This window comes from Hymenobacter negativus (assembly GCF_017571495.1).
GTDB classification, from domain to species: domain Bacteria; phylum Bacteroidota; class Bacteroidia; order Cytophagales; family Hymenobacteraceae; genus Hymenobacter; species Hymenobacter negativus.
The window spans coordinates 34,395-55,069 of record NZ_JAGETZ010000004.1 but is presented as its reverse complement, the minus strand read 5'-3'; the positions used below and the strand labels follow the sequence as shown (position 1 = coordinate 55,069).

17 protein-coding genes are annotated in these 20,675 nt (G+C 61.7%); 11 read left to right on the top strand and 6 right to left on the bottom strand.

All coding sequences use genetic code 11. The features are described 5' to 3' along the window. Positions 1–31 precede the first annotated feature (31 nt). Both J4E00_RS09965 and J4E00_RS09960 read left to right on the top strand, forming a co-directional pair. Positions 32–2,128 (top strand): M13 family metallopeptidase, encoded by a 2,097-nt coding sequence (locus J4E00_RS09965; RefSeq protein WP_236049691.1) that lies wholly within the window; start codon positions 32–34, stop codon positions 2,126–2,128. 190 nt (positions 2,129–2,318) lie between these two features. Beyond that, positions 2,319–2,723 (top strand): BLUF domain-containing protein, encoded by a 405-nt coding sequence (locus tag J4E00_RS09960; RefSeq protein WP_208175008.1) that lies wholly within the window; start codon positions 2,319–2,321, stop codon positions 2,721–2,723. 139 nt (positions 2,724–2,862) lie between these two features. Here J4E00_RS09960 and J4E00_RS09955 read toward each other — a convergent pair whose 3' ends face one another. From J4E00_RS09955 to J4E00_RS09945, 3 genes are all read right to left on the bottom strand, one after another. Next, positions 2,863–3,582: a peptidylprolyl isomerase gene (locus J4E00_RS09955; RefSeq protein WP_208175007.1), complete on the bottom strand. Its 720-nt coding sequence runs from the start codon at positions 3,580–3,582 to the stop codon at positions 2,863–2,865. Positions 3,583–3,716: 134 nt separating this feature from the next. After that, complete coding sequence (locus J4E00_RS09950; protein ID WP_208175006.1) at positions 3,717–4,643, bottom strand: manganese catalase family protein; 927 nt, start codon at positions 4,641–4,643, stop codon at positions 3,717–3,719. Positions 4,644–4,808: 165 nt separating this feature from the next. Then, positions 4,809–5,984 (bottom strand): zinc dependent phospholipase C family protein, encoded by a 1,176-nt coding sequence (locus J4E00_RS09945; protein WP_208175005.1) that lies wholly within the window; start codon positions 5,982–5,984, stop codon positions 4,809–4,811. A 128-nt stretch (positions 5,985–6,112) separates the two neighbouring features. On the opposite strand from J4E00_RS09945, the gene J4E00_RS09940 reads away from it, so the two are divergent. Then, a complete protein-coding gene (locus J4E00_RS09940) occupies positions 6,113–6,691 on the top strand; it encodes a hypothetical protein (protein ID WP_208175004.1) in 579 nt (192 codons plus the stop codon). A 93-nt stretch (positions 6,692–6,784) separates the two neighbouring features. Here J4E00_RS09940 and J4E00_RS09935 read toward each other — a convergent pair whose 3' ends face one another. Next, positions 6,785–7,312 carry a CinA family protein gene (locus J4E00_RS09935; RefSeq protein ID WP_208175003.1) on the bottom strand — a complete coding sequence of 176 codons (528 nt, stop codon included), beginning with the start codon at positions 7,310–7,312 and terminating at the stop codon, positions 6,785–6,787. A gap of 132 nt (positions 7,313–7,444) precedes the next feature. Between J4E00_RS09935 and J4E00_RS09930 the strand changes: the two genes are divergently transcribed. The 6 genes from J4E00_RS09930 (at position 7,445) to J4E00_RS09905 (ending at position 13,841) form a co-directional block, all read left to right on the top strand. Further along, the gene (locus J4E00_RS09930) at positions 7,445–9,535 is read left to right on the top strand and encodes an ATP-binding protein (protein WP_208175002.1); all 2,091 of its coding nucleotides are present in this window, start codon (positions 7,445–7,447) and stop codon (positions 9,533–9,535) included. A 69-nt stretch (positions 9,536–9,604) separates the two neighbouring features. Continuing rightward, complete coding sequence (locus tag J4E00_RS09925) at positions 9,605–10,234, top strand: response regulator (RefSeq protein ID WP_208175001.1); 630 nt, start codon at positions 9,605–9,607, stop codon at positions 10,232–10,234. 84 nt (positions 10,235–10,318) lie between these two features. Continuing rightward, complete coding sequence (locus J4E00_RS09920) at positions 10,319–11,797, top strand: hypothetical protein (protein ID WP_208175000.1); 1,479 nt, start codon at positions 10,319–10,321, stop codon at positions 11,795–11,797. Positions 11,798–11,870: 73 nt separating this feature from the next. Further along, a complete protein-coding gene (locus J4E00_RS09915) occupies positions 11,871–12,125 on the top strand; it encodes an acyl-CoA-binding protein (protein ID WP_208174999.1) in 255 nt (84 codons plus the stop codon). A 151-nt stretch (positions 12,126–12,276) separates the two neighbouring features. Next, positions 12,277–13,320, top strand: coding sequence for a hypothetical protein (locus J4E00_RS09910; RefSeq protein ID WP_208174998.1), 1,044 nt, complete (start codon positions 12,277–12,279; stop codon positions 13,318–13,320). Between the two features lie 29 nt (positions 13,321–13,349). Further along, entirely contained in the window at positions 13,350–13,841 is a 492-nt protein-coding gene (locus J4E00_RS09905) for a GNAT family N-acetyltransferase (RefSeq protein WP_208174997.1), read from the top strand. A gap of 133 nt (positions 13,842–13,974) precedes the next feature. Here the strand turns inward: J4E00_RS09905 and J4E00_RS09900 are convergent, their stop codons facing one another. Further along, positions 13,975–14,394, bottom strand: coding sequence for a hypothetical protein (locus tag J4E00_RS09900; protein WP_208174996.1), 420 nt, complete (start codon positions 14,392–14,394; stop codon positions 13,975–13,977). Positions 14,395–14,442: 48 nt separating this feature from the next. Continuing rightward, a complete protein-coding gene (locus tag J4E00_RS09895) occupies positions 14,443–15,024 on the bottom strand; it encodes a helix-turn-helix domain-containing protein (protein ID WP_208174995.1) in 582 nt (193 codons plus the stop codon). Between the two features lie 209 nt (positions 15,025–15,233). Between J4E00_RS09895 and J4E00_RS09890 the strand changes: the two genes are divergently transcribed. Next, on the top strand, positions 15,234–17,906 hold the full coding sequence (locus J4E00_RS09890) for a T9SS type A sorting domain-containing protein (RefSeq protein WP_208174994.1): 2,673 nt from the start codon (positions 15,234–15,236) through the stop codon (positions 17,904–17,906). 57 nt (positions 17,907–17,963) lie between these two features. After that, positions 17,964–20,546, top strand: a complete 2,583-nt coding sequence (locus J4E00_RS09885) for a hypothetical protein (RefSeq protein ID WP_208174993.1) — start codon at positions 17,964–17,966, stop codon at positions 20,544–20,546. The last annotated feature ends 129 nt before the right edge of the window (positions 20,547–20,675 follow it).

Below are 20,675 nucleotides of genomic sequence, written 5' to 3'. Positions count from 1 at the left end.
CTATTAGCATTTGCCTCTTTTTATTGAACAGATGAATCAACATTCTTTTATGCGGGGTGCGGCTTTGTCGGCCGCCGTATTGGCCCTGACGGCTGGCGCGGTCCAGGCCCAAACCAAGATTAAAACGAAATCCAGCAGCGCGGGCAAGCAGAAGGTCGCCGTTTCGGCGCCCACCGGCGGCACCGGTATTTCCCTGGCCAACCTCGACCGCTCGGTATCCCCTTGTGATAACTTCTTTCAGTTTGCGTCGGGTACCTGGCTGAAAAACAACCCCATTCCAGCCGCCGAAACGCGCTGGGGTGCCTTTAACGAATTGGCCGACCGCAATCAGGCCATCGAGCGCCGCATTCTGGAAAAGGCGGCTAACGACCGAATGGCCCGGCCCGGCACCAACCTGCAAAAGGTGGGCGACTTCTACGCGGCAGCCATGGACAGCGTGGCCATCGAAAAAGCGGGCCTGAAATACCTCCAGCCTCGCCTCAACCAGATTGCGGCCATCAACGACCTGCCCACCATGCAGCACTACCTGGCCGACCCGCGCTCGTTCGGAACCGGCTGGTACGGCTTTGGCATCAGCCAGGACAGCAAGAACAGCACCCAGTACGCCGTGCGAATGGGCCAGGGCGGCCTCACGCTACCCGACCGCGACTACTACCTAAAGGATGACCCGCGCTCGAAAGCCATCCGGGCGGCCTACCAGACCTATCAGGTCAACGTCTTCAAAATGCTGGGCGATGACCAAGCCACGGCCGAGAAAAACGCGGCTGCTGTTACCCGCATCGAAACGCGGCTGGCCAAAGCCGCCCGTAGCCGCGTGGCCCTGCGCGACCGTGAGAGCAACTACAATAAGCTCACGGTAGAGCAAGCTGCCACCGACTATCCAAACCTGAACATTCCGTTGCTACTCAAGGACAGCGGCCTCAATGGGGTGAAGGAAATCATTGTGGGCCAGCCCGAATTCTTGAAAGAGGTCAGTGTTATGTTCAAGGAAGAGCCGTTGGCCGACCAGAAGCAGTACCTGCGCTGGCACCTGGTGTCGGGGGTGACGTCGGCGCTGCCCAAGGCGTATGGCGACGAGGCCTTCAAATTCAGCCAGACCCTAACCGGCGCCAAGCAGCAGCAGCCCCGCTGGAAGCGCGCCCTGCGTGCCACCGACGGCGCCCTAGGCGAGGCCTTCGGCCAATTGTACGTCGATGAAGCCTTTTCGCCCGAGGCCAAAGCCCGCGCCAAAGCCATGGTGGAAAACCTGCGCCAGGCCTACGCCGAGCGTATTCAGGCCACAGAATGGATGAGCGCGGCCACCAAAGCCGAAGCCCTGAAAAAGCTCAACGCCTTCGCCGTAAAAATCGGTTATCCCGACAAATGGAAGGATTATTCGGCCCTGAAAATCTCGCGCGAAAGCGCCCTGAGCAACCTCTTTGCCACGGCCGAATGGGCCAACCGCGACAACCTGAGCAAGTACGGCAAGCCCATTGACCGGGGCGAGTGGGGTATGACGCCGCCTACGGTGAACGCCTACTACAACTCCAGTATGAACGAGATTGTGTTCCCGGCCGGCATTCTGCAGCCCCCATTCTACGACCCCAAAGCGGATGACGCGGTGAACTACGGCGGCATCGGTGCCGTGATTGGCCACGAGATGACCCACGGCTTTGATGACCAGGGCCGCAAATCGGACGCCAGTGGCAACCTGCGCGACTGGTGGACCAAGGAAGATGCGGAGAAGTTCACGGCCAAAGCGGCCGTGGTAGGCAAGCAGTTCGACGCCTTCACCCCCCTGGATTCGGTGCACGTAAATGGTGCCCTGACTATGGGCGAGAACCTCGCCGACCTTGGCGGCCTCACCATTGCGCACCAGGCTTTTATGAAGACGGTACAGTACAAGGCTGGCAAGTCGATTGATGGCTTTACGCCGGAGCAGCGCTTCTTCCTAGGCTATGCCCAAATCTGGCGTTCGAACCAGCGCCCGGAGGCCCTGCGCCAGCAAATCCAGACCGACCCGCACTCGCCCGGCCAGTTCCGAACCAACGGCCCGCTGCAGAATATGCCGGAGTTCCACGCGGCCTTCGGCTGCAAGGAAGGCGACAAGATGGTGCGTCCTGCTGCCGACCGCGCTAAAATTTGGTAAGGCATTTGCATAGTCTGCCATGAATCGTGAGTGAGAGCCTATTCTCCCTCTGATAGAAGAAGGTCCGTTTCCTCTGGAAGCGGGCCTTTTTTGCGTGAATGGCTGAGCACGAAAGAGCCTTCTACGGTTCAGGTTGTGGGTTTTCGAGGTGGATTCTAGCTTTGAAGCCCCTTCATATATGCCTTGCTTCATGCACCACCTCGTCTATTCCAGCACTGCTGCCCCTCACCTGACCGAAGCTGATTTGCAGCAGCAACTGGTGCACTGGCGCACTACCAATGCCCGCCTGCACATCACCGGTCTGTTGCTTTATAGCGCTGAAGGTCAGGTAATGCAGGTGCTGGAAGGCGATGCCGATTTGGTGCATCGGCTTTACTCCATAATTGCTGCCGACATCCGCCACCGCGATGTGGTGACGCTGGCCGACGGCCCCGTTCCCGGCCGTGCCTTCGCCGATTGGTCGATGCAATTCCGCAGTGTGGCCCCCGCCGATTTTTCCCGCCTTGTGCCCCAGGCTGATGCAGCGCCGGAGCACGTTCGCAACCTGGTGCCGTTGTTAGAGGCCTTCATGGCGGAGGAGCCTTTGGGCTTTTAAGTTTGCCAGTCATTCGAAGTACCGCGAAGAGCCTGCTCACCGGTGCGCCATTGGTGAATTACGGCAAAATGTTCAAGCCTGAGCAGGTCCTTCGCGGTGTTTAACATGACTGGCAGGCTCAACACCAACCCTTCAAAGCTCACTTCACCACTTCTACTTTCATCGGAATATCCGTCACGGGCCACTTGTCGGATTCCACGGGCTCGTTGGCGATTTTATCGACTACATCCTGGCCTTCGATGACTTCGCCAAACACCGTGTACTTGCCGTCTAGAGAAGGCACGCCGCCTTCGGTAGCGTAGGCTTTTACCTGGGCCGGGGTGAGCTTGCGGCCGGCCATTGCCTGCGACTGATTGGGCGCTAGCTTTTCGCCTACTACAAAGTAAAAATCGGTGTTGGAAGACAGGTGGCCGGGGTTCTGCTCGTCGTCGTAGCGGGCCATGCCCAGGGCCCCTTTGTGGTGAAAGTGCCCGGACCGGAACTCCGGGGGCAAGCGGTAGCGCTTCAGCCGAATGGTGCGAGCCTCGTAGGTCTGCCCGCCCTGCACGGCAAAGTCCTTTACCACGCGGTTGAACATGGTCTCGTTGAATACTCCCTTGCGAGCCAGCAGCAGGAAATTGGCCTTGTGAATGGGCGTGTCATCGTACAGCTTCACCCGAATATTGCCCAGGCGGGTTTTCACGAGCACTTCGGAGCCGGGGTATTGCTGGCCGTAGGCTAGCAAAGCGGCCGGCGCGGTGCTGTCGGTAAGCGTGCCGAGGTCGGGGCCGGGAAGCACCGGGGCAGTTTTGGCGGGTACGGTGGCGGGCGGTGCCTGGTTGCAGGCGGCCAGCAGCGCCAGGAAAAGGAAGCGTTTCATGATACAAAATAAGCCCGGCTCCACCGTTTGGCGGGGCCGGGCTACGTTTGGAAATAGCTGGCGTTTCGTCGTCAGCGCCGTATGGGCTTCGTGCTGGCGTTATTGTTCGACGATGAGACGCCAGTTGTTGCGCCCTACTTGGGCCGGTAGGCTCTCAAATCCTTCTCCAGGCCCAGCTTCTTGGCGATATCGGCAAACATTTCGGGGTCGAAGTCGTCCTCGCCGGGTGAGTTGAGCTGTGGTTCTTCTTCCAGGACGGGGTAGGGGACGCCCTTTTTGGCGCCTTCAATCACCACCAGCTCCGACCCGTCTTCGGGGTGCTGGCCGTTCCAGATAAAGCCGGCTTCCTTGTAGGCATTGGGCGAGAAGGTGTAGAGCTCACGGTGCAGGCCGTGCTTCATAAACTCGCGGGCCTCGGGAAACATCTTGTTCGAGAGGTTGGGCACGGGCATAATTTTCTTCACGTCGACGCCGGTCAGTTTTTCCAGGGCCAGGGCGTAGGCATACACGTGCAAGCCGCCACGCACCAGCAGATAGCCCACCATGGTGCGGGCGCAGGGGTCGGTCACCATCTGGTACACCCGCATTTTGTTGGCGCGGGCGCCGCATTCCAGAAAGAAGTTGTGCAGCAGGTCGAGGCGCAGGTTACCCGAGCTAAACACGTTGTCGCCAGTCCAGGGCCGGCCCAGCGAATCCTGCGGCAGCGCAGCCTGGCCACTGGCAATGAAGTGGTGAGTGTTGCGGGCGTCGGCGGCGCCGGCCAGCGGGCCGGGTACGGGGTCAGTGCCACGCTTGCTGGTACCAGTCAGCAGCAGGTTGATGGCGTAGCTTACCGCTTCGATGTGCGAATACTCCTCGGCCGCAATGGCTGCCGTGAGCGAGTAGAACGGCCGCAGCCGGTCGCGTCCCCGGAAGTTGAATGACTGGAACGTGTAGTTCATCAGCGTACTCATCTCCCCAAACTTACCGCCCAGCAGCTCCTGCACAGCGGCAGCGTCATTGGCGGAGGGATTCTTGGGCTTTGGCAGGTCGAGAGCCAGCTCGTCGAGGCGCAGTATCATAAGCGGAAGAGTAAGGGGGTGAAAAATGAAATAGCCAGCCCCGCATTGCGCGGAACTGGCTATTCATACGGTCGTTTTTTTGGCGCGACTATTACCTAATTTATTGCCTCAACGGTAGTTAAAGGCACTTTTTGGTGCAAATTCCACGGCGCTTGTCCGCTAGCACTAGTTGCCCTTCTGCTTAACTTTTTCGCTGCCGTCCTTGCCTTTGGTCTTAACCTTGAGCTTATCGGTGGCGGGCTCGGCCGGAGTGGTGGGGGCGGTGGCCGGGGTAGGCTCGGGGTCTTCCACGGGCGTCACTTCCATGTCTTTGGCCGACTTTATCTGGTCGACTTCCTCCACCTTTTTTACCTTCTGCTGCGCCAGCAGCAGCTGGTCCTGCACGAGGGTCCCTTTCTTCCAGGCCGAAAGTTCGGTGCTGAGCTTTTCCTTTTCCTCCTTCGACGGTTTGCCGGGGTGCATTAGGGCGTTGAGGTCGGGTTTGCCCGCATCCTGCCAGGCCGAAAGCCAGAGCGACGACACCAGCGTGGGCGCACCCTTGAGGCGGTAGTCCACCATGCCGCCCACGGCTTTATTATACTCTTCGGCGTACTTATCGGAATAGCGGCGGGTGGTTTTGCCGTACTTGTGCGAGAACGTGAAGCGCACCTCCGGCTTCATGGTTTTATCAATCTTGGCGGCGCGGTCAAAGGTTTCGCCCAGGAAGCCGTAGCTCTTGCCAAGCGTCGTCCAGATTTCGTTCAGCGGGTCCTTGATGTACTTCGCCGATTCGCCATCGAGCTTGTATTCGGTGATGAATTTTTCCGGCAGCTGGCTTTCCCAGAGGCTGTGCAGGCCCTTTTGGTCCGTCAGCTGGCCGTCGTAGTTCACGGTGGTGTGCAGCGGCACAAAGGCATCGCCCACATAGTGGCTCAGCTCGGCCGAGTACTTAATGATGCCTACCGTGTCGCGCTGGCGGAAGGCCTCCGTCAGGTTGTCCTTCATTTCCATGATGACCCACGGCACGGTACCGTACTTCTTGAGCGTGTCGGCCGTGAATTTGGCCACGGCTTCGTCGTACTTGCGCGGCACCTTGCCGAAGGGGTCGTCTTCGGAGTAGTGGTCCATGTCGATGAAGTGCTTGGGGCCCTCGCTGGGGTCGTCATTGCGGCGCTCATCGGGCGCCGTGCACAGCCGCACAATTTCCGGCATGTTGCGGTAATAGAACCCTTGCATGGCCGAGGGCAGCTCATACACCGCAATCTGGGTGATGGTGCGGTGACCGAAGAAACCCCAGCCGCTGGCGGTGCCGTGGGCCAGAATGAGGGCCGCGAGCAGCAGCGGCAACAACGTTTTTTTCATGAATTCGGGAATGATTACAGCGCAAAGGACAGTTAACCTGCCCAAAGTTCGGCAATGGCCGCCACATTCAACTCACCCCTGCGTACCCGGCCGCGGCCGACTGTACCTTCGCTCCTCGTATCGTTGCTATGAACCTCGCTCATTTCTCCTGCCTGGCTCTTCTGAGCCTGCTAGCCGCCCCGGCCGCCGCCCAGATTTACACCATTCCGCCTGGAGCCTACCGTACGGCGGCCGCCTATCACCGTCGTCAGCCCCAGCCCGCTGGCTCCGATGCTACCTACCCCGACAAGCGCGGCAATGTGGTGGTCGTGGTGCCGCGCGGCGCGAAGAGCGTGAAGCTGCGCATTCCGCCGGACAGCGTGTGGGGCTACGTCTCGGATAAAGGCCGCACGTCTCGTATTTACCGCGGCCAGGACTACCGGGTGGAGTATGCCGATACGCTCAGCATCTACTCTCAAAGCTTTAATGCCGTAAATTCGCCTACGGGCGGGGCCAGCAGCACCGCCCCACAATATTACTTCAGCCGGGGCCTCACCGGGCTCTTGTTTCCCCTCACGCCGCGCTACCTGCGCGAGGCCTACCAAGCCAGTAATCCCGCCTTTGCCGAAGCCGTGGGCAAACTACGGATAGATAGAAGCCTAGGCGATTTCGACAAAAAAACCGGCCTCTTCCGCGTTACCACCATCTATCGAGAATCCTTGAAATAGCAGAAGGGTTGAGGGTTTTCGTAAGGGTTGAGTTTTGAGGGTTGAATGTTGAGTTTGCGAAGGACCTTCTCAGGCAAATTCAACCCTCAAAACTCAACCCCCAACACTTCTAAGCTGTACGGAGCCGGCCAAGGTTTTGCGGCGGTCGAGCAACTCGGCCAGTTTCTCGTAGATAAACTGCGCGGCCTGGGCCCGCAGCTTGTCGCTGGTGCCGCTGAACTGCTGGCGGTATTCGTAGGCGTGACCTCCCAGCAGGATGGTGACGAAGACCGTGCCTACGGGCTTGTCGGGCGTTTCGGCGCCGCCGGGGCCGCACAGGCCCGTCACGGCCACGCACACATCGGCGGCCGGTAGGTGGCGGTGCAGGCCCAGGGCCATTTCGTTGGTGGTTTGCTGGCTTTCGGCTGAGTATGTTGCTAGGGTTTCTTTTTTCACGCCCAGCAGCTTCTGCTTGGCTTCGATGTGGTAGGTGACCACCGAGCCGAGCAATACCTCGCTCACGCCGGTAGCGGGGGCCAGCTGTGACGCTACCAGCCCGCAGGTGCAGCTTTCAGCCAGGGCCAAGGTGAGCTTATGCTCCAGAAACTGCTGGACCAAGGCATTCAAATCGGGCGTTTTCATAGAATCAGGATGACGTGGCAGCCTTTGCATACGCCACCACCAACGGGCCGGGTTGCAGACGAGCTTTGCGTATTTCGTGGCTCGAACCGCCAAATTGCGTACTTTGGTAATGCAATCACCCTATCTATTCTGGTGAAAAAATGGCTACTCTGCGGCGGGCTGCTACTCGGCCGGGCGGTGTCGGTGCAGGCAGTGCCGCTGCCGCCCGCGCCTGATAGCTTGCGCGCCTTGCTGGGGCAGGCGCTGCCCGATACACCGGCCCGTACCGCTGCGCTGCTACGCGTGACGCGGGCCTACGCCCAGGCCGTGGACCCCCGTACCGTGCCCTACGCCCAGGCCGCCGCTGCCCAAGCCCGGCAGCTAGCCGATGCTATAAGCCAGGGCCGGGCCCTCGATGTCCTGGGCCGCTACTATTCCCAAACCTATGACGATGCCCGGGCGCTACCCCTATTGCGCCAGGCCGAGCCGCTGCTGGCCGAAGTGCCGCCCGCCGAGCGGGTCAGCCACCTGACGCACCTGGCCGATGCCTACGCGGCCCTGCGTAGGCCCGGCCCGGCCCGCAGCCTGTACGGCCGAGCCTATGCGCTGGTAGCAACGGTGCCCCCGGCGCAGCGTGGTGCTCTGCAAGCCGATTTGCTTAATTCGCTGGGGGCGCTGACGCTGGAAAATGAGCAGTACGACTCGGCTGCTTACTTTTTGTATGCGGCGCTACGGCGGCAGCAGCAATTGGGCCGGGTGCAGGCCGAGGCCGAAACCATGTTGAATGTGGCAGCCCTGCATTATTTCCGCAAGCAGTTTGGGCCAGCCACCCGCTTTGCCCGTCAGGCCCTGGCCCGCCAGCGCCAGCTGCACGATACCCTGGCCCTGGCCCAGACCTACAACTACCTGGGCACGCTAGCCCGCGAGCAGCCCGACAGTCTGCGCGCTGCTCTCACCTACTTCCGCGCTGCCGGCCGGCAGTGGCGCCGCAACCACCAGGAGGCGCAGCTCCAGCTTGTTTTCAATAACCTGGCCACCACCTACCGGCTGTTGAAGGAAGCCGATTCGACCGAGGTAAACTACCGGCGGGCCCTGGCCGTGCAGCAGCAACACAACCAGATTACCAGCATCGAGCTGGGCCGTACCCAAACCAACCTGGCGGGCCTGCTGGTCATTCAGCACCGGTTGGCCGAGGCACAGCAACTGGGCCGCTCGGCCTTGCAGCTGGCCGAGCACGACCACCAGCCCACCGATGCCATTGAGGCACTGGCCGTGCTGCGCGACGTGGCCCTGGCGCGCCACGATTACCCCACGGCCTACCACCTGCTCGAACGCCAGCAGGAACTGGGGCAGACCGAAAGCCGCCGCCAGAATGAGCGGCTGGTGGAGGAGCTGCGCGTGGGCTACGAAACCGAGCAGGCTGAACAGCAGGTGGCCCTCCTGACCCAGCAGCAGGAAGTGGCCCGGCTGCGCCAGCAGCGTACTACCGTTGCCACCATCGCTGCGCTGCTGCTGTTGGCTGGGGCAGCGGCCGGCGGCGTGTTGCTCTACCGGCGGCGCCAGCGGCGGCAGGAGCGGGCGTTGCGCCAGCGCCTGGCCGCCGACCTGCACGACGACGTGGGCTCGCTCCTGACCCAGGTGGCGCTGGAGGGTGCCCTGCTGCGTCATGAGCAGCCGACCCCAACGCAGCTCACCCGTGTCAACCGCCTGGTGGCGGCCTCGCAGCAGGCCGTGCGCCAGTTGCGCGACGTGGCCTGGAGCGTGGACTCGGCCAACAACTCATTTGCCGCCTTGCTCGAGCGCCTGCGCGACCACGCCCACGAAGTGCTGCCCCTGGCCGGGGTAGAGGTCGACTTTCAGCTGGAAACCGCTGCCCTGTCGGGCGAGCCGCTGAGCCTGGCGGCCCTGCAAGCGCTGTACCTCATCTACAAAGAGGCCTTGCACAACGTGGTGAAGCACGCCTGCCCGGTGGCCACCACCGTGGTCATCAGCCTGGGGCGCGAGGGGCAGAGCCTGCGGCTGGTGGTGGAAGACGATGGCCCCGGCCTGCCCACCGCCGGCCCCCGTGCCGCCGGGCACGGCCTGCTCAACATGCGCCGCCGGGCCGGGGAGCTGGGCGGCGAAGTGCGCTACGAGCCCGCCCCGGCGGGTGGCCTGCGCGTGGTGGTGCGCCTGCCCCTGGCCAGCCGGTTTCGGCGGGTGCGGTTGCCGTTAGGCAGGGCCCGGCACACCGGCCGAGCCTGACATGATTATGTCATTGCGGCCCAAAGCTCGGGGCCCGAGCTTTGGGCCGAATCACTGTTTCTTTCGCCCATGCTTGCCATTGCCATCATCGAAGACCAGGCCGCCATTCGCGAGTCGCTGGCCGAATACCTGGACGCCCAGCCGGAGTTTCGCTGCGTTCTCGCCGCCGAGTCGGTCGAGCGCTTTCTGGCCTGCATCGGTGATGTCAACCCCAGTCCCCGGCTGGTGCTTTCTGACATTGGCTTGCCGGGCGGCCGCTCGGGCATTGAGGGGCTGCCGCTCATTCGCCAGCGCCTGCCCCAGGCCGAAGTGGTGATGCTAAGTGTGTTTGTCGATGCCGAGCGGGTGTTTGAGGCCCTGCGCGCCGGGGCCGTGGGCTACCTCGAAAAGAGCACCATGCCCGAGCAGGTGAAAGAGGCGCTGCTACAGGTGGCGGCGGGCGGCTCGCCGATGTCGCCGGCCGTGGCCCGGCACGTGGTGCGCTACTTCCAGCCGCGCCGCCCCGACGAGGAGCTGCTAAGCCCGCGCGAGCAGCAGATTGTACGGGCCATCGAAGACGGGCTAAGCTACAAGCTTATTGCCGCCAAGCTGGGCATTAGTGTCGAGACCGTGCGCAACCACATCCGCCACGTCTACGCCAAGCTACAGGTCAATTCCAAGCTGGAAGCCCTGGCCGAGCTGCGCCGCCGCGGGCGCTGACCCAGCCAGCCCGGCATGACACGTTTATGTCATTGTGCTCCCTGGGCTCCGGGCCGTGCTTTGCTGAAAAATCATCCTTCAGCTATGAAAAAAGCATTTACCTCCTTCGGGTCCCGTGCGGCCCGGTGCGTATGGTCAGTCGGCGGCTTATTGGGCGCGGTGCTGCTGGGCGGGCCAGCCGGGGCCCAGTCGGTGGGCATTGGCACGACGACGCCCGACCCGGCGGCAGTGCTCGACATTTCTTCCACTGGCAAGGGACTGCTCATTCCGCGCCTCGATTCGGCCAGCCGCGTGGCCATTGCCAACCCACCCGATGGCCTGATGGTGTTCCAGACCAATTTCCGCAAGGGCTTCTGGTATGCGCTGAGCGGCATCTGGGTGTACATTCCGAACAGCATCTCGGTGCCCGGCGACAACCTGGGCAACCACCAGGCCACCCAGCCAATAACCTTCCAAACGCCCGACGGCGACAAGGTGCTCCTGAGCAACATGGGCGTCAACGGGTCCAAAATCAGCCACGGTGCTGGCTGGAGCTTCGACAGCTATGCCGGCCCGGGCCAGGGTAGCGCTGCGGCTCAGGGGCAGTTCCGTTTCCTGACCACTCCCGCTGCCGGCGGCTACGCCGAGCGCTTGCGCATCGCGCCCGGCGGCAACGTAGGCATCGGCACCAGCAACCCCAATTATGCGCTCGACGTGAACGGCACGGTCAACGCCGCGAACGCTCTGTTTGTGGATGGGGCCAGCCTGAACACGGGCCTGACGCGGGCGCTACGCTTTGGGGGCGGCGGCAGCGGCGAGGCCATTGCCTCGAATCGGCCGGCGGGCAGCGTAAACCGGTTCGGGCTTGATTTCTACACCAACAACTTGCCCCGCCTCAGTGTGGTGGTAAACGGCAACGTGGGCATTGGCACTCAGAATCCGAGTGCGCGTCTCGAAGTGAACGGGTCGGCTTACATCAACGCCGAAAACAGCGGCTTGGTAGTGGATGGGGGCGGCCAGCGCCGGGTGGGGCTAATGAAATACGCGGGCCGCGAGGGTGGCATCTGGCGGGCGGGCAATACAAGATTCGAAATCGGCCGCGTGAACGCCACCGACCTAACGGCTGCCAACGGCACCAATACCTTCGTTACGGACCTGTATGTGGCTGGCAACGGCAATGTGGGAGTGGGCAACACGGCGCCCCAGCAAAAGCTGGACGTGAGCGGCGACATCACCACCGAAAACCTGATACTGCGCAATTTCAACTCCAACCAATCCACGCTGCTCGCCATCCGGGGCAGCGACGGCCGCATTGGCCAGCCCTTAACAACGTCTGCGTCGTTTTCCCTGCCTGCTATAAGGTCAAGCTCGGTTGTTTTTAATCACAATCTAGGGTTTAGGCCAGTGCTGATGCTGAGTATAGAAACGAACGATACGCCAGAGGCCAACGGTTTTTTGAAGTCACCTATTTCGGTTTCCTATCAGCATATTGATAATAACAGCCTAAGAATCTACGTGTACAACTCGGATTCAAACGTGTTCAATACCTCGGATTTTGTGGTGCATGCAGTGGTGATACGATGAGCCGCTCGCAGCTCCGGTCGTAAGTTGCAGGCCCGTTTGGACCAAACCGGACGGGCCTGCTTTTTTCTACACTATGACCACGCAAGAAGAATTTGAAGCCGCCAGCCAGCGCGCCCAGCAACTGCCCAGCAAGCCCTCCAACACGGTGCTGCTCCAACTCTACGCCCTCTACAAGCAAGCCACCGAAGGCGACATCGCCGGCGACCGGCCCGGCGGCTTCGACTTCAAAGCCATTGCCAAATACGACGCCTGGAACGGCCTGAAGGGCACTAGCAAAGAGGCCGCCCGCCAGCAATACGTGGAGCTGGTGAGCGAGCTGGCGGGGTAGGGTGCCGCGCCGTATGAACGTCATGCCGAGCGCAGCGAAGCATCTTGCCCGCCACTACTAAATCTTTTGATTGGGATTAGTGGTGGCGGGCAAGATGCTTCGCTGCGCTCGGCATGACGTTTCTTTTTTTTCCTGACTACCCAATCCCACAATGGATATCTCCCGCAAGAAGCCGCCGTACCCCATCACGCCCGGCCTGCGCCAGTACCTGCGCGCCTACGACCGCGAAACCCAGCTGCCCGTCACCTACGCCGATTTGCGGCAGTTCACGGGCTCGTTTCCGCTGCTGGACCGGGCGGGGAAGGACACGCTGTGGCAAACGGTGTTCTTCGAGCCCCAGACGCTGCGCGAGCTCAGCCAGGGCCTCACCGAGGTGTATGCGCTGCTGAAAACGGCCGGCGACCTGTCGTTCTCGAAGCACCTGGTGGCCGACCGGGTGGATTACTGCGAGTTTGGCAACTCGCGGCCGTTTCGGGTGCGCATCGTGAACCAGCTCAACGACAACTACGACTACTTCTACGTGAAGCAGGCCGATGCCTCGCGCCTCTACGGCCTGGAGCTGGAGCACCTGCTCTCGCCCAACTCCATGAACTTTCTGGTGAGCGGCGACACGCTGATTGAGGAGCACATTGTGGGCATTCCCGGCGACGACTACATCCGGCACCACCTCAGCCTGCCCCACCTCAACCAGGTGCGCATTGCCAAGGAGTTTGTAAAGTTTAACGAGCGCTGCTTCGTGCGGCTGCTCGGCGATATGCGGGCCTACAACTACGTCATCGCCGTGACGCCCGACTTCGAAAACGAGCAGTACCGCGTCAAGGCCATCGACTTCGACCAGCAGAGCTACGAGGGCCGCCGGGTGATGTACCTGCCCCAGTTTTTCAAGGACAACGCGGCCGTGGTGGCCATGTGCGCCCGCCACCTCAAGCCCGAAGCCATTCGGCAGTACCAGACCGAGGAGCGCGCCCTCATGGCCCGCCGCGCCCGCGCCGAGCGCCACCGCCTGCGCGACCTGCTGGACGTGATGCGCCAGCACGACCTGGCCCCACCCGAAAAAGTAGCCCAGCTCAAGGCCGAGCTCAACCGCTACCACCGCACCACGGCCTTCGACAAGTGCGACTCGATGGGCGACGTGGTGCGCCAGAACCTGTGGCAGATGCTGGGCGCCAACGGTGCGTTTCGCCACGGCGGGTAGGGGCAATAGCATTACGTAATTACCAACCGATGAACCTTCCTCCCTTTCCGCGCTTTCCGGAGCTAACCTCAGGCGTTGTGACCCTGCGCCAGGTTTCGTCGGCGGATGCGTCCAGCCTGTTTGAAATTACCTTCTATGATGCCCGCCCGGCCCGCGATTTGGCGGAGGCGGCGGAAATGGAAGAAAAAATCAGCGCCGACTACCAGGCTGGCTCCGGCATCCAGTGGGTTATTGTCCGCACCGCAACGGCGGAGGTGGTCGGCACGGTAAGTTTCCACGGGGGCTTTGCCCACGGAATTGGTGAGCTGGGCTGCGTGCTAAAACCCGCCTACCGGGGCCAGGGCCTGATGAGCGAGGCAATAAAGCTGGCCATCGGGTTCGGCTTGCGCACCATGCACCTGACCCAAATAACCGCCATTACCACCCGGCAGAACGGCGCGGCCATCAACCTGCTCGAACGGTTGGGTTTTCGCAAAACGGCCGACCTCGCTGCTGATAACCTGGCCTATTGCTTTGCCTAACGCGGCCCGTTGCGCTGCCTCACGTGCACGGGGGCCTGCCTGTGCCTGGAAGCAAATGGGTAAACATCCTACCACGAAAACGCCCCGGCCGCACAAAGCAGCCGGGGCGTTTTACTGGCAAGCGCCTGCCGCCCTAGTTGGGCAGCCCAGGCTCCAGGGCCTCAATGGCCGCGACCAGGGCGGTGGCTTCGGCGCTGGTTTGGCGGGCCATTTCGAGCTTGAACTCGAGCACGATTTTGTCGTCGCTGCCGTGGGTTTCGCTTTGGTTCACGAGCTGGTTGCGGCGACGGATGAAGGTGCCCATGTCGTCTTCGGTGTCGCGCTTCTCCTTGCCTTCGGGCAGGGTGAGCAGGTCGGCTTGCGCAGTAGTGACCTTGGTGTTGAGCCGGGTGATTTCGGCCTTGCGGGCAACGGGGTCGCCGTAGGTCTGTAACGTGAACGCCAGGGCGCTCACGTCGGCTGCCGCTTCGTCGCGGCGCAGGCGCATCGGCACAAGCACTGCGGCGCAATCGGCCTTGGTTTCGAGCGCGGTGAGGGAATAGGTTCCGGCCATAAGTAAAAGGGGGGTTGACTAGTGAAGAAGCAAGGTATATGAATTTTTTTAAGCAGCATATTCGACGGCTATTTTGGCTAGTTCATCGGCCAATACATCCGCCTCGGCGCGCAAGCCGGCCAGCCGGGCGCGGAGCAGGGCCGTGGGCACGGGGCCGCTGCGCTCGTCCCATTCGGCGCGGGCCCCGTTGAGCAGCCGCGTGAGCTGCACCTGCTGGTCTTCGCGGGTACGGGGCGGCAGGGGCGGCTCCTCGGCTTCGACGGTGGCCAGCGTGGCGGGCAGGGCCTGGGCCGCTCCCAGGCGAGCGCGGGCAGCGGCGGCGCGGGCCGGCAGGTCGTAGGTGAGGCGCAGCTGCCCGCGCAGGGCCTGGGCCTGGCACTGGAGCAGGCGGTGGCGCAGGGGCTGCAAGTCGGGCGGCGGCAGGGACGTAGGCGGGGCCTGGCTGGCCGCCCGAATGGCCTGGAGGCGCGGTATGGCGTGGGCGGGCAGCAGGCGCACGCCGGTTTCGGCTTGGGCTACCTGCACTTGCAGCAGGCCCAGCAGGCGGGCCATGTCGGCTTGCGACAGGCCGAAGTAGGCCCGCATTTCGGCCAGCAGCCCCGTATTATTCGGCGAAACAATAGAAATCATGCAGTAGGGATAGCACCCTGACCCTGGTGCCTGGCTTAAAATGAGTTGGTAAGGTAGAGAGGGTTTGTTATTAACCTGCGCAGGGGTTGAAAATTAATAACCAGTGTGTGTTATTAATTTCTAGTTCCTCTTCGTTTTAATAACAACCCGAAAGCCCGTGCTACTTGCTCTTTATCTTTAGCCACATATTTTCATTTTTGCTTTTTCAGATGCGCACACTTACTCATTTCCATTCTACCCCACTGACCCGCCTGCTGGCGGCCCTATTGCTGGCCCTCTGGCTAGGTGCCCCGGCCCACGCCACCACCCCGCCACCCACCACCGGCCGCCCCCTGGCCGAAGCCCTCAACCCCGACGGCACCCTGCGGCCCGGTGCCAACGGCTCCTTCGATGCCCGGCAGTTCCGGATGGGCACCGCGCCGGATGGGCGGCCGGTGTTTCGGCCGGCTGGTACTACGGGGGCGGGGGATGAGCGGTGGGCCGATGGGTTTGGCCACCCCACCGGTACCGATACCGACGTGCGCGTCGTCGTGCGGGCCGGCAATGATATTTACATCGGTGGCAATTTCTCGGTGGTAGGCTCTGCCGCTGCTAGCCGGGTCGCTCGGTGGAATGGTAGTTCCTGGGCTAATCTAAGTTCGGGAGTAACCGGGGCCAACAGCGTGGTTTTCGCTTTGGCCGTAGCTCCTAATGGGGACTTGTATGCAGGTGGCCATTTCACCCAGGCTGGTGGAGTATTGGCTAACAATGTAGCCAAATGGAATGGTACTACATGGAGCGCATTGGGCACTAGCACAAGCAACGGGGTGAGTGCTGACGTAAAGGCACTGACCGTGGCCAGCAATGGAGACGTATATGTGGGTGGATATTTTAGTCACACAGGCGGGTCTCTTCAGACTGGAGTATCAGCTAGTAACATTGCCAAGTGGAATGGTACGGCTTGGAGCGCTTTGGGAACAGGTATAAATCAAGGCGTAAGCAGTACAGTCAATGCATTGGCTACAGCCGCTAACGGGGATTTGTATGTAGGAGGATTCTTCACTTTCGCTGGGGCTACTTCCGCTAGCGGCATCGCTAAATGGAACGGTACTACTTGGAGCGCTTTGGGTACAAGCGCTACCAGCCCGGTTGACCAAGTTTATGCGTTAGCCATTGCTGGTAATGGCGATGTGTACGTGGGCGCACAGGCTAGTTCCGCTAGTGGATTGGCGCTCAGTAGTGTATTCAAATGGGATGGTGCTTCCTGGAGCAGCTTGGCGATGGGGGGAGGAGCTACTTTTGCATTATCTATTGCCGCCAATGGCGATTTATATGTAGGTGGTCAGTTTAACCAGGCCGGAATGGTAACTGCCTATAACGTTGCTAAATGGAACGGCACGGCCTGGAGCGCGTTGGGCTCGCGCATCATCACCAGCTACTGCTTTGGCTTGGCGGTAGCCGCCAACGGCGATTTATACACTGGCGGGGCATTCAACCAGATAGGCGGATTTCCCTTTACCAACGTGATGCGGTGGAATGGCACCGCTTGGAACGGCCTCGGTGCCGGGAACGGAGTGAGCAGCCCGGTGTATGCGGTGGCCGTGGCGACCAATGGCAATGTGTACATAGGCGGGAGCTTTAAACAAGTGGGCGGGGTGCTAGCAAATTATGTAGCCCGGTGGGATGGCGTTGCGTGGAGTTCGCTCGGTACGGGCAGCGCCAATGGAGTTGGTTCTGCCAATGGCAACATCTCTTCCGTCTATTCGTTGGCCATCGCCAGTAACGGCGACGTGTATGTAGGAGGCTCTTTTGCGGAAGCCGGTGGAATCACGGCGAATAACGTGGCCAAGTGGAACGGAACCGTTTGGAGCAGCATGAACACGGGCACTACTACTGGCTTGAATGGTGATGTGCATGCGGTGGCGGTGGCGAGCAACGGCGACGTGTATGCCGGTGGCGATTTTAACTTCCGCCTTGGCTCAACCGTAATTCGCGGGGTAGCTCATTGGGCCGGAACAGCTTGGGGTGCCGTGGGTACAGGTACCGTTGGCAGCAGTATGGATGGTTCCGTTCAAGCCCTGGCTATTGCTGGCAACGGAGATGTGTATATAGGCGGAAACTTCACTCAGGTTGGCGGGATAACTGCCAATCGAATAGCAAAGTGGAATGGTACGGCTTGGAATTCATTGGGCACCGGCCCGGCCAATGGCATCACCAATTACGCAGCCAGTGTGTACGCTATTGCTCTTGCGAGCAACGGCGATGTTTATGTAGGCGGTGGTTTCACCCAGGCCGGCGGTATTTCTGCCAACCTCATAGCCAAGTGGAATGGCACAGTTTGGAGTGCTTTGGGGGGAGGCTTCGCCGGAAATGTAGGTTTTGTCAATAATTACGTCGCTACACTAGCCATAGCTGCCAACGGGGATTTGTATGCGGGCGGCATCTTCAACCTGTCTGGTACAACCGCCGTCAACTACGTGGGGCGATGGAATGGTACGGATTGGAGCAACCTTGGTACCAGCACTAACCTAAATGTTCTGGCAATGAGTTTTGGCCCAACTGGCAAATTGTGTATGGGCGGCGCTTTCTCCACTACCGGCGACGGCAGCAGAGTGATGGCCAATTTCGGCATCTACGACCCCGCCGCGCCGCTGGCCACGGCTGCCGCCAAAGCCATTCCCGTCGCGCAGCTCTTCCCCAACCCGGCCCACGGCACGGCCACGCTGCGCCTGCCCGCCGGCGCCCCCCGCCAGCCCCTGACGCTGAGCGACGCGTTGGGCCGGGTAGTGCGCCGCTACCCCGCCCCGGCCACCGCCGAGGCCGAGCTGGACCTGCGCGGCCTGCCCGCCGGCACCTACGTGGTGCGTTGCGGCGAGCTCACACAGCGCCTGGTGGTGGAGTAGAGGCGCTGGCAGTTCTGTTGCGCTCATTTAAGTAAAATATCTCCAATACCTCTTTCCATGACCCGATTCTTCCTCTATGCCCTGGTCTTGCTGCTGGGCCTGAACACGCCAGCGCTGGCCACGGCACCGCCCCCTGCTACGGGTCGCCCCCTGGCCGAGGCCCTCAACCCCGACGGCACGCTGCGCCCCGGCGCCAACGGCTCCTTCGATGCCCGGCAGTTCCGGATGCAGACCGCGCCGGATGGGCGGCCGGTGTTTCGGCCGGCCGGGACCACGGGGGCGGGGGATGAGCGGTGGCAGGACGGGTTTGGGGTACTGAATGGAACCGATGGGACAGTGCGTGCCGTGGTTCAGGCAGGAGCCGCTATCTACATCGGCGGCGATTTTACGGCTGTTGGAAGCATTGCGGCCCGCGGCATAGCCCGCTGGAACGGCACGGCCTGGAGCAGCCTAGGCACGGGCACCGCCAACGGCGTAAACGGCCCGGTTTATGCCTTGGCAGTGGCTGGCAACGGGGACGTGTACGCCGGTGGCTACTTCTCGCGGGCGGGTGGAGTATCGGCCACCAACGTAGCGAAGTGGAACGGCACGGCGTGGAGCAGAATGGGAGCAGGTATGTCTGGCGGGGCCACCAACGGCGTATTGGCGCTGGCCGTGACCGGCAGTGGGGACGTGTACGCCGGCGGCGATTTTAGGCTGGCCGGCGGAATAGCGGCCAACTACATCGCCAAGTGGAACGGCACGGCGTGGAGCAGCTTGGGCACCGGCGCCGATAATGGGACCAACTATTATGTGAAGGCCTTAGCAGTGGCGGGCAATGGGGATGTGTACATAGGCGGGCTATTCTCGCAGGCTGGCAGCGTAGCGGCCAACCGGGTAGCCAAGTGGAATGGCACGGCATGGAGCAGCATGGGCAACTGGTTTAACAGCACCGTCCATGCGTTGGTCGTAGCCGGCAACGGGGACGTGTATGCGGGCGGGGAATTCTGGCAAACTGGCGTGTCAACAGTCGCCAAATGGAACGGTACTGCTTGGAGTGCCTTGGGCAGCGGAACAAGCAACAGCGTTTACGCCTTGGCGGTGGCTGGCAATGGGGATGTGTACGTAGGCGGAACCTTCACACAGGCTGGCAGTGTGGCGGCCAACCGGGTAGCCAAGTGGAACGGCACCACTTGGAGCAGCCTGGGCACGGGCGCGGCCAACGGAGTGGCTGGTGATGTCAATGGGTTGGCGGTGGCCGGCAACGGGGACGTGTACGCGGGCGGACAATTCCCGCAAACCGGCGGCGTCGAAGTCAATTACATTGGCAAATGGAATGGCTCGGCCTGGAATGCCCTCAACACGGGTACTGCCAACGGAGTAGACGGTACCGTCTTAACGGTAGCGGTGGCCAGCAATGGCGACGCATTCATAGGGGGCACCTTTGCGCGGGTCGGCGGGATAGCGGCCAACAACGTCGCCAAGTGGAACGGCACGGCCTGGAGCAGCCTGGGCACGGGCACCGCCAACGGGGTGAATGGCTATGTTTACGCCCTGGCGGTGGCCGGCAATGGGGACGTATATGCCGGCGGCCTCTTCACGCAGGCCGGTGTAGCGTCGGCCTATTCAGTAGCCAAGTGGAACGGCACCACTTGGAGCAGCCTGGGCACCGGAATGTCCGCTAGTGTCAGGGCCCTGGCGGTGGCCAGCAATGGCGACGTGTACGCCGGCGGACAATTCACGCAAGCCGACAACGTAATAGCCTATTCTGTGGCCAAGTGGAACGGAACCACTTGGAGCAGCTTGGGCACGGGCGCGGCCAACGGACTACGAAACGCCACGGTACTCGCGCTGGTTGTAGCCGGCAATGGGGATGTGTACGTAGGCGGAACCTTCACACAGGCCGGTGGGATAGCGGCCAACAACGTGGCAAAATGGGACGGTACCGCCTGGAGCAACCTGGGCACGGGACTGGTGACTGGGGTGAGCAACGGCGCGGTGTATGCACTGGCCATAGCTGGCAACGGCGACGTATATGCAGGCGGTAACTTCTCGCAGGCCGGCAGCGTGATGGCCAATAGCATTGCCAAATGGAACGGTACAGCCTGGAGCAACCTGGGGCCTAACACCGCCGGATTAGGTGACAATGTCCTCGCGCTGGCGGTAGCCAGCAACGGGGACGTGTACGCAGGTGGTCAATTCACACAGGCTGGCGGAGCAGCGGTCAATTACGTTGGCAAGTGGAATGGCACGGCTTGGAGCAGCTTGGGCACGAGCACCAACGGCCAGGTAAATAAACTGGCTGTTGGACCAACCGGTAAGCTCTATGCTGGCGGCATCTTCACCTCCACCGGCGACTACAGCAAGGCCATGGTCCACTTCGCTATCTACGACCCCAACACCCCCCTGGGTACCACCGCTGCTAAAGCCGCCCCTGCCGCGCAGCTCTTTCCCAACCCGGCGCACGGCACGGCTACGCTGCGGCTGCCCGCCGGCGCCCCCCGCCTCCCGCTTATCCTCACCGATGCGCTGGGCCGCACGGTGCGCCGCTACCCCGCCCCGGCTGCTTCGGCGGATGCTGAGCTGGACCTGCGCGGCCTGCCCGCCGGTGCCTACGTGGTGCGCTGCGGCGAATTCACCCAGCGCCTGGTGGTGGAGTAGGGCACTTAACTTGACCGAAACGAAAAAGCCCGCTGGCCAAATTGGTCAGCGGGCTTTTTCGTTTGCGCTTCTACACACGAACCGGATGTGGCCAGCTTGTGCCTCCATATAAGAAACCTATCTTTCCAT

Bases quoted from the DNA above. Each gene is read 5' to 3' on its own strand.
- J4E00_RS09920 (WP_208175000.1), top strand. From the start codon at position 10,319: ATGAAAAAAGCATTTACCTCCTTCGGGTCCCGTGCGGCCCGGTGCGTA.
- J4E00_RS09955 (WP_208175007.1), bottom strand. From the start codon at position 3,582: ATGAAACGCTTCCTTTTCCTGGCGCTGCTGGCCGCCTGCAACCAGGCA.
- J4E00_RS09910 (WP_208174998.1), top strand. From the start codon at position 12,277: ATGGATATCTCCCGCAAGAAGCCGCCGTACCCCATCACGCCCGGCCTG.
- J4E00_RS09940 (WP_208175004.1), top strand. From the start codon at position 6,113: ATGAACCTCGCTCATTTCTCCTGCCTGGCTCTTCTGAGCCTGCTAGCC.
- J4E00_RS09945 (WP_208175005.1), bottom strand. From the start codon at position 5,984: ATGAAAAAAACGTTGTTGCCGCTGCTGCTCGCGGCCCTCATTCTGGCC.
- J4E00_RS09885 (WP_208174993.1), top strand. From the start codon at position 17,964: ATGACCCGATTCTTCCTCTATGCCCTGGTCTTGCTGCTGGGCCTGAAC.
- J4E00_RS09890 (WP_208174994.1), top strand. From the start codon at position 15,234: ATGCGCACACTTACTCATTTCCATTCTACCCCACTGACCCGCCTGCTG.
- J4E00_RS09960 (WP_208175008.1), top strand. From the start codon at position 2,319: ATGCACCACCTCGTCTATTCCAGCACTGCTGCCCCTCACCTGACCGAA.
- J4E00_RS09935 (WP_208175003.1), bottom strand. From the start codon at position 7,312: ATGAAAACGCCCGATTTGAATGCCTTGGTCCAGCAGTTTCTGGAGCAT.
- J4E00_RS09900 (WP_208174996.1), bottom strand. From the start codon at position 14,394: ATGGCCGGAACCTATTCCCTCACCGCGCTCGAAACCAAGGCCGATTGC.
- J4E00_RS09895 (WP_208174995.1), bottom strand. From the start codon at position 15,024: ATGATTTCTATTGTTTCGCCGAATAATACGGGGCTGCTGGCCGAAATG.
- J4E00_RS09965 (WP_236049691.1), top strand. From the start codon at position 32: ATGAATCAACATTCTTTTATGCGGGGTGCGGCTTTGTCGGCCGCCGTA.
- J4E00_RS09925 (WP_208175001.1), top strand. From the start codon at position 9,605: ATGCTTGCCATTGCCATCATCGAAGACCAGGCCGCCATTCGCGAGTCG.
- J4E00_RS09950 (WP_208175006.1), bottom strand. From the start codon at position 4,643: ATGATACTGCGCCTCGACGAGCTGGCTCTCGACCTGCCAAAGCCCAAG.
- J4E00_RS09905 (WP_208174997.1), top strand. From the start codon at position 13,350: ATGAACCTTCCTCCCTTTCCGCGCTTTCCGGAGCTAACCTCAGGCGTT.
- J4E00_RS09915 (WP_208174999.1), top strand. From the start codon at position 11,871: ATGACCACGCAAGAAGAATTTGAAGCCGCCAGCCAGCGCGCCCAGCAA.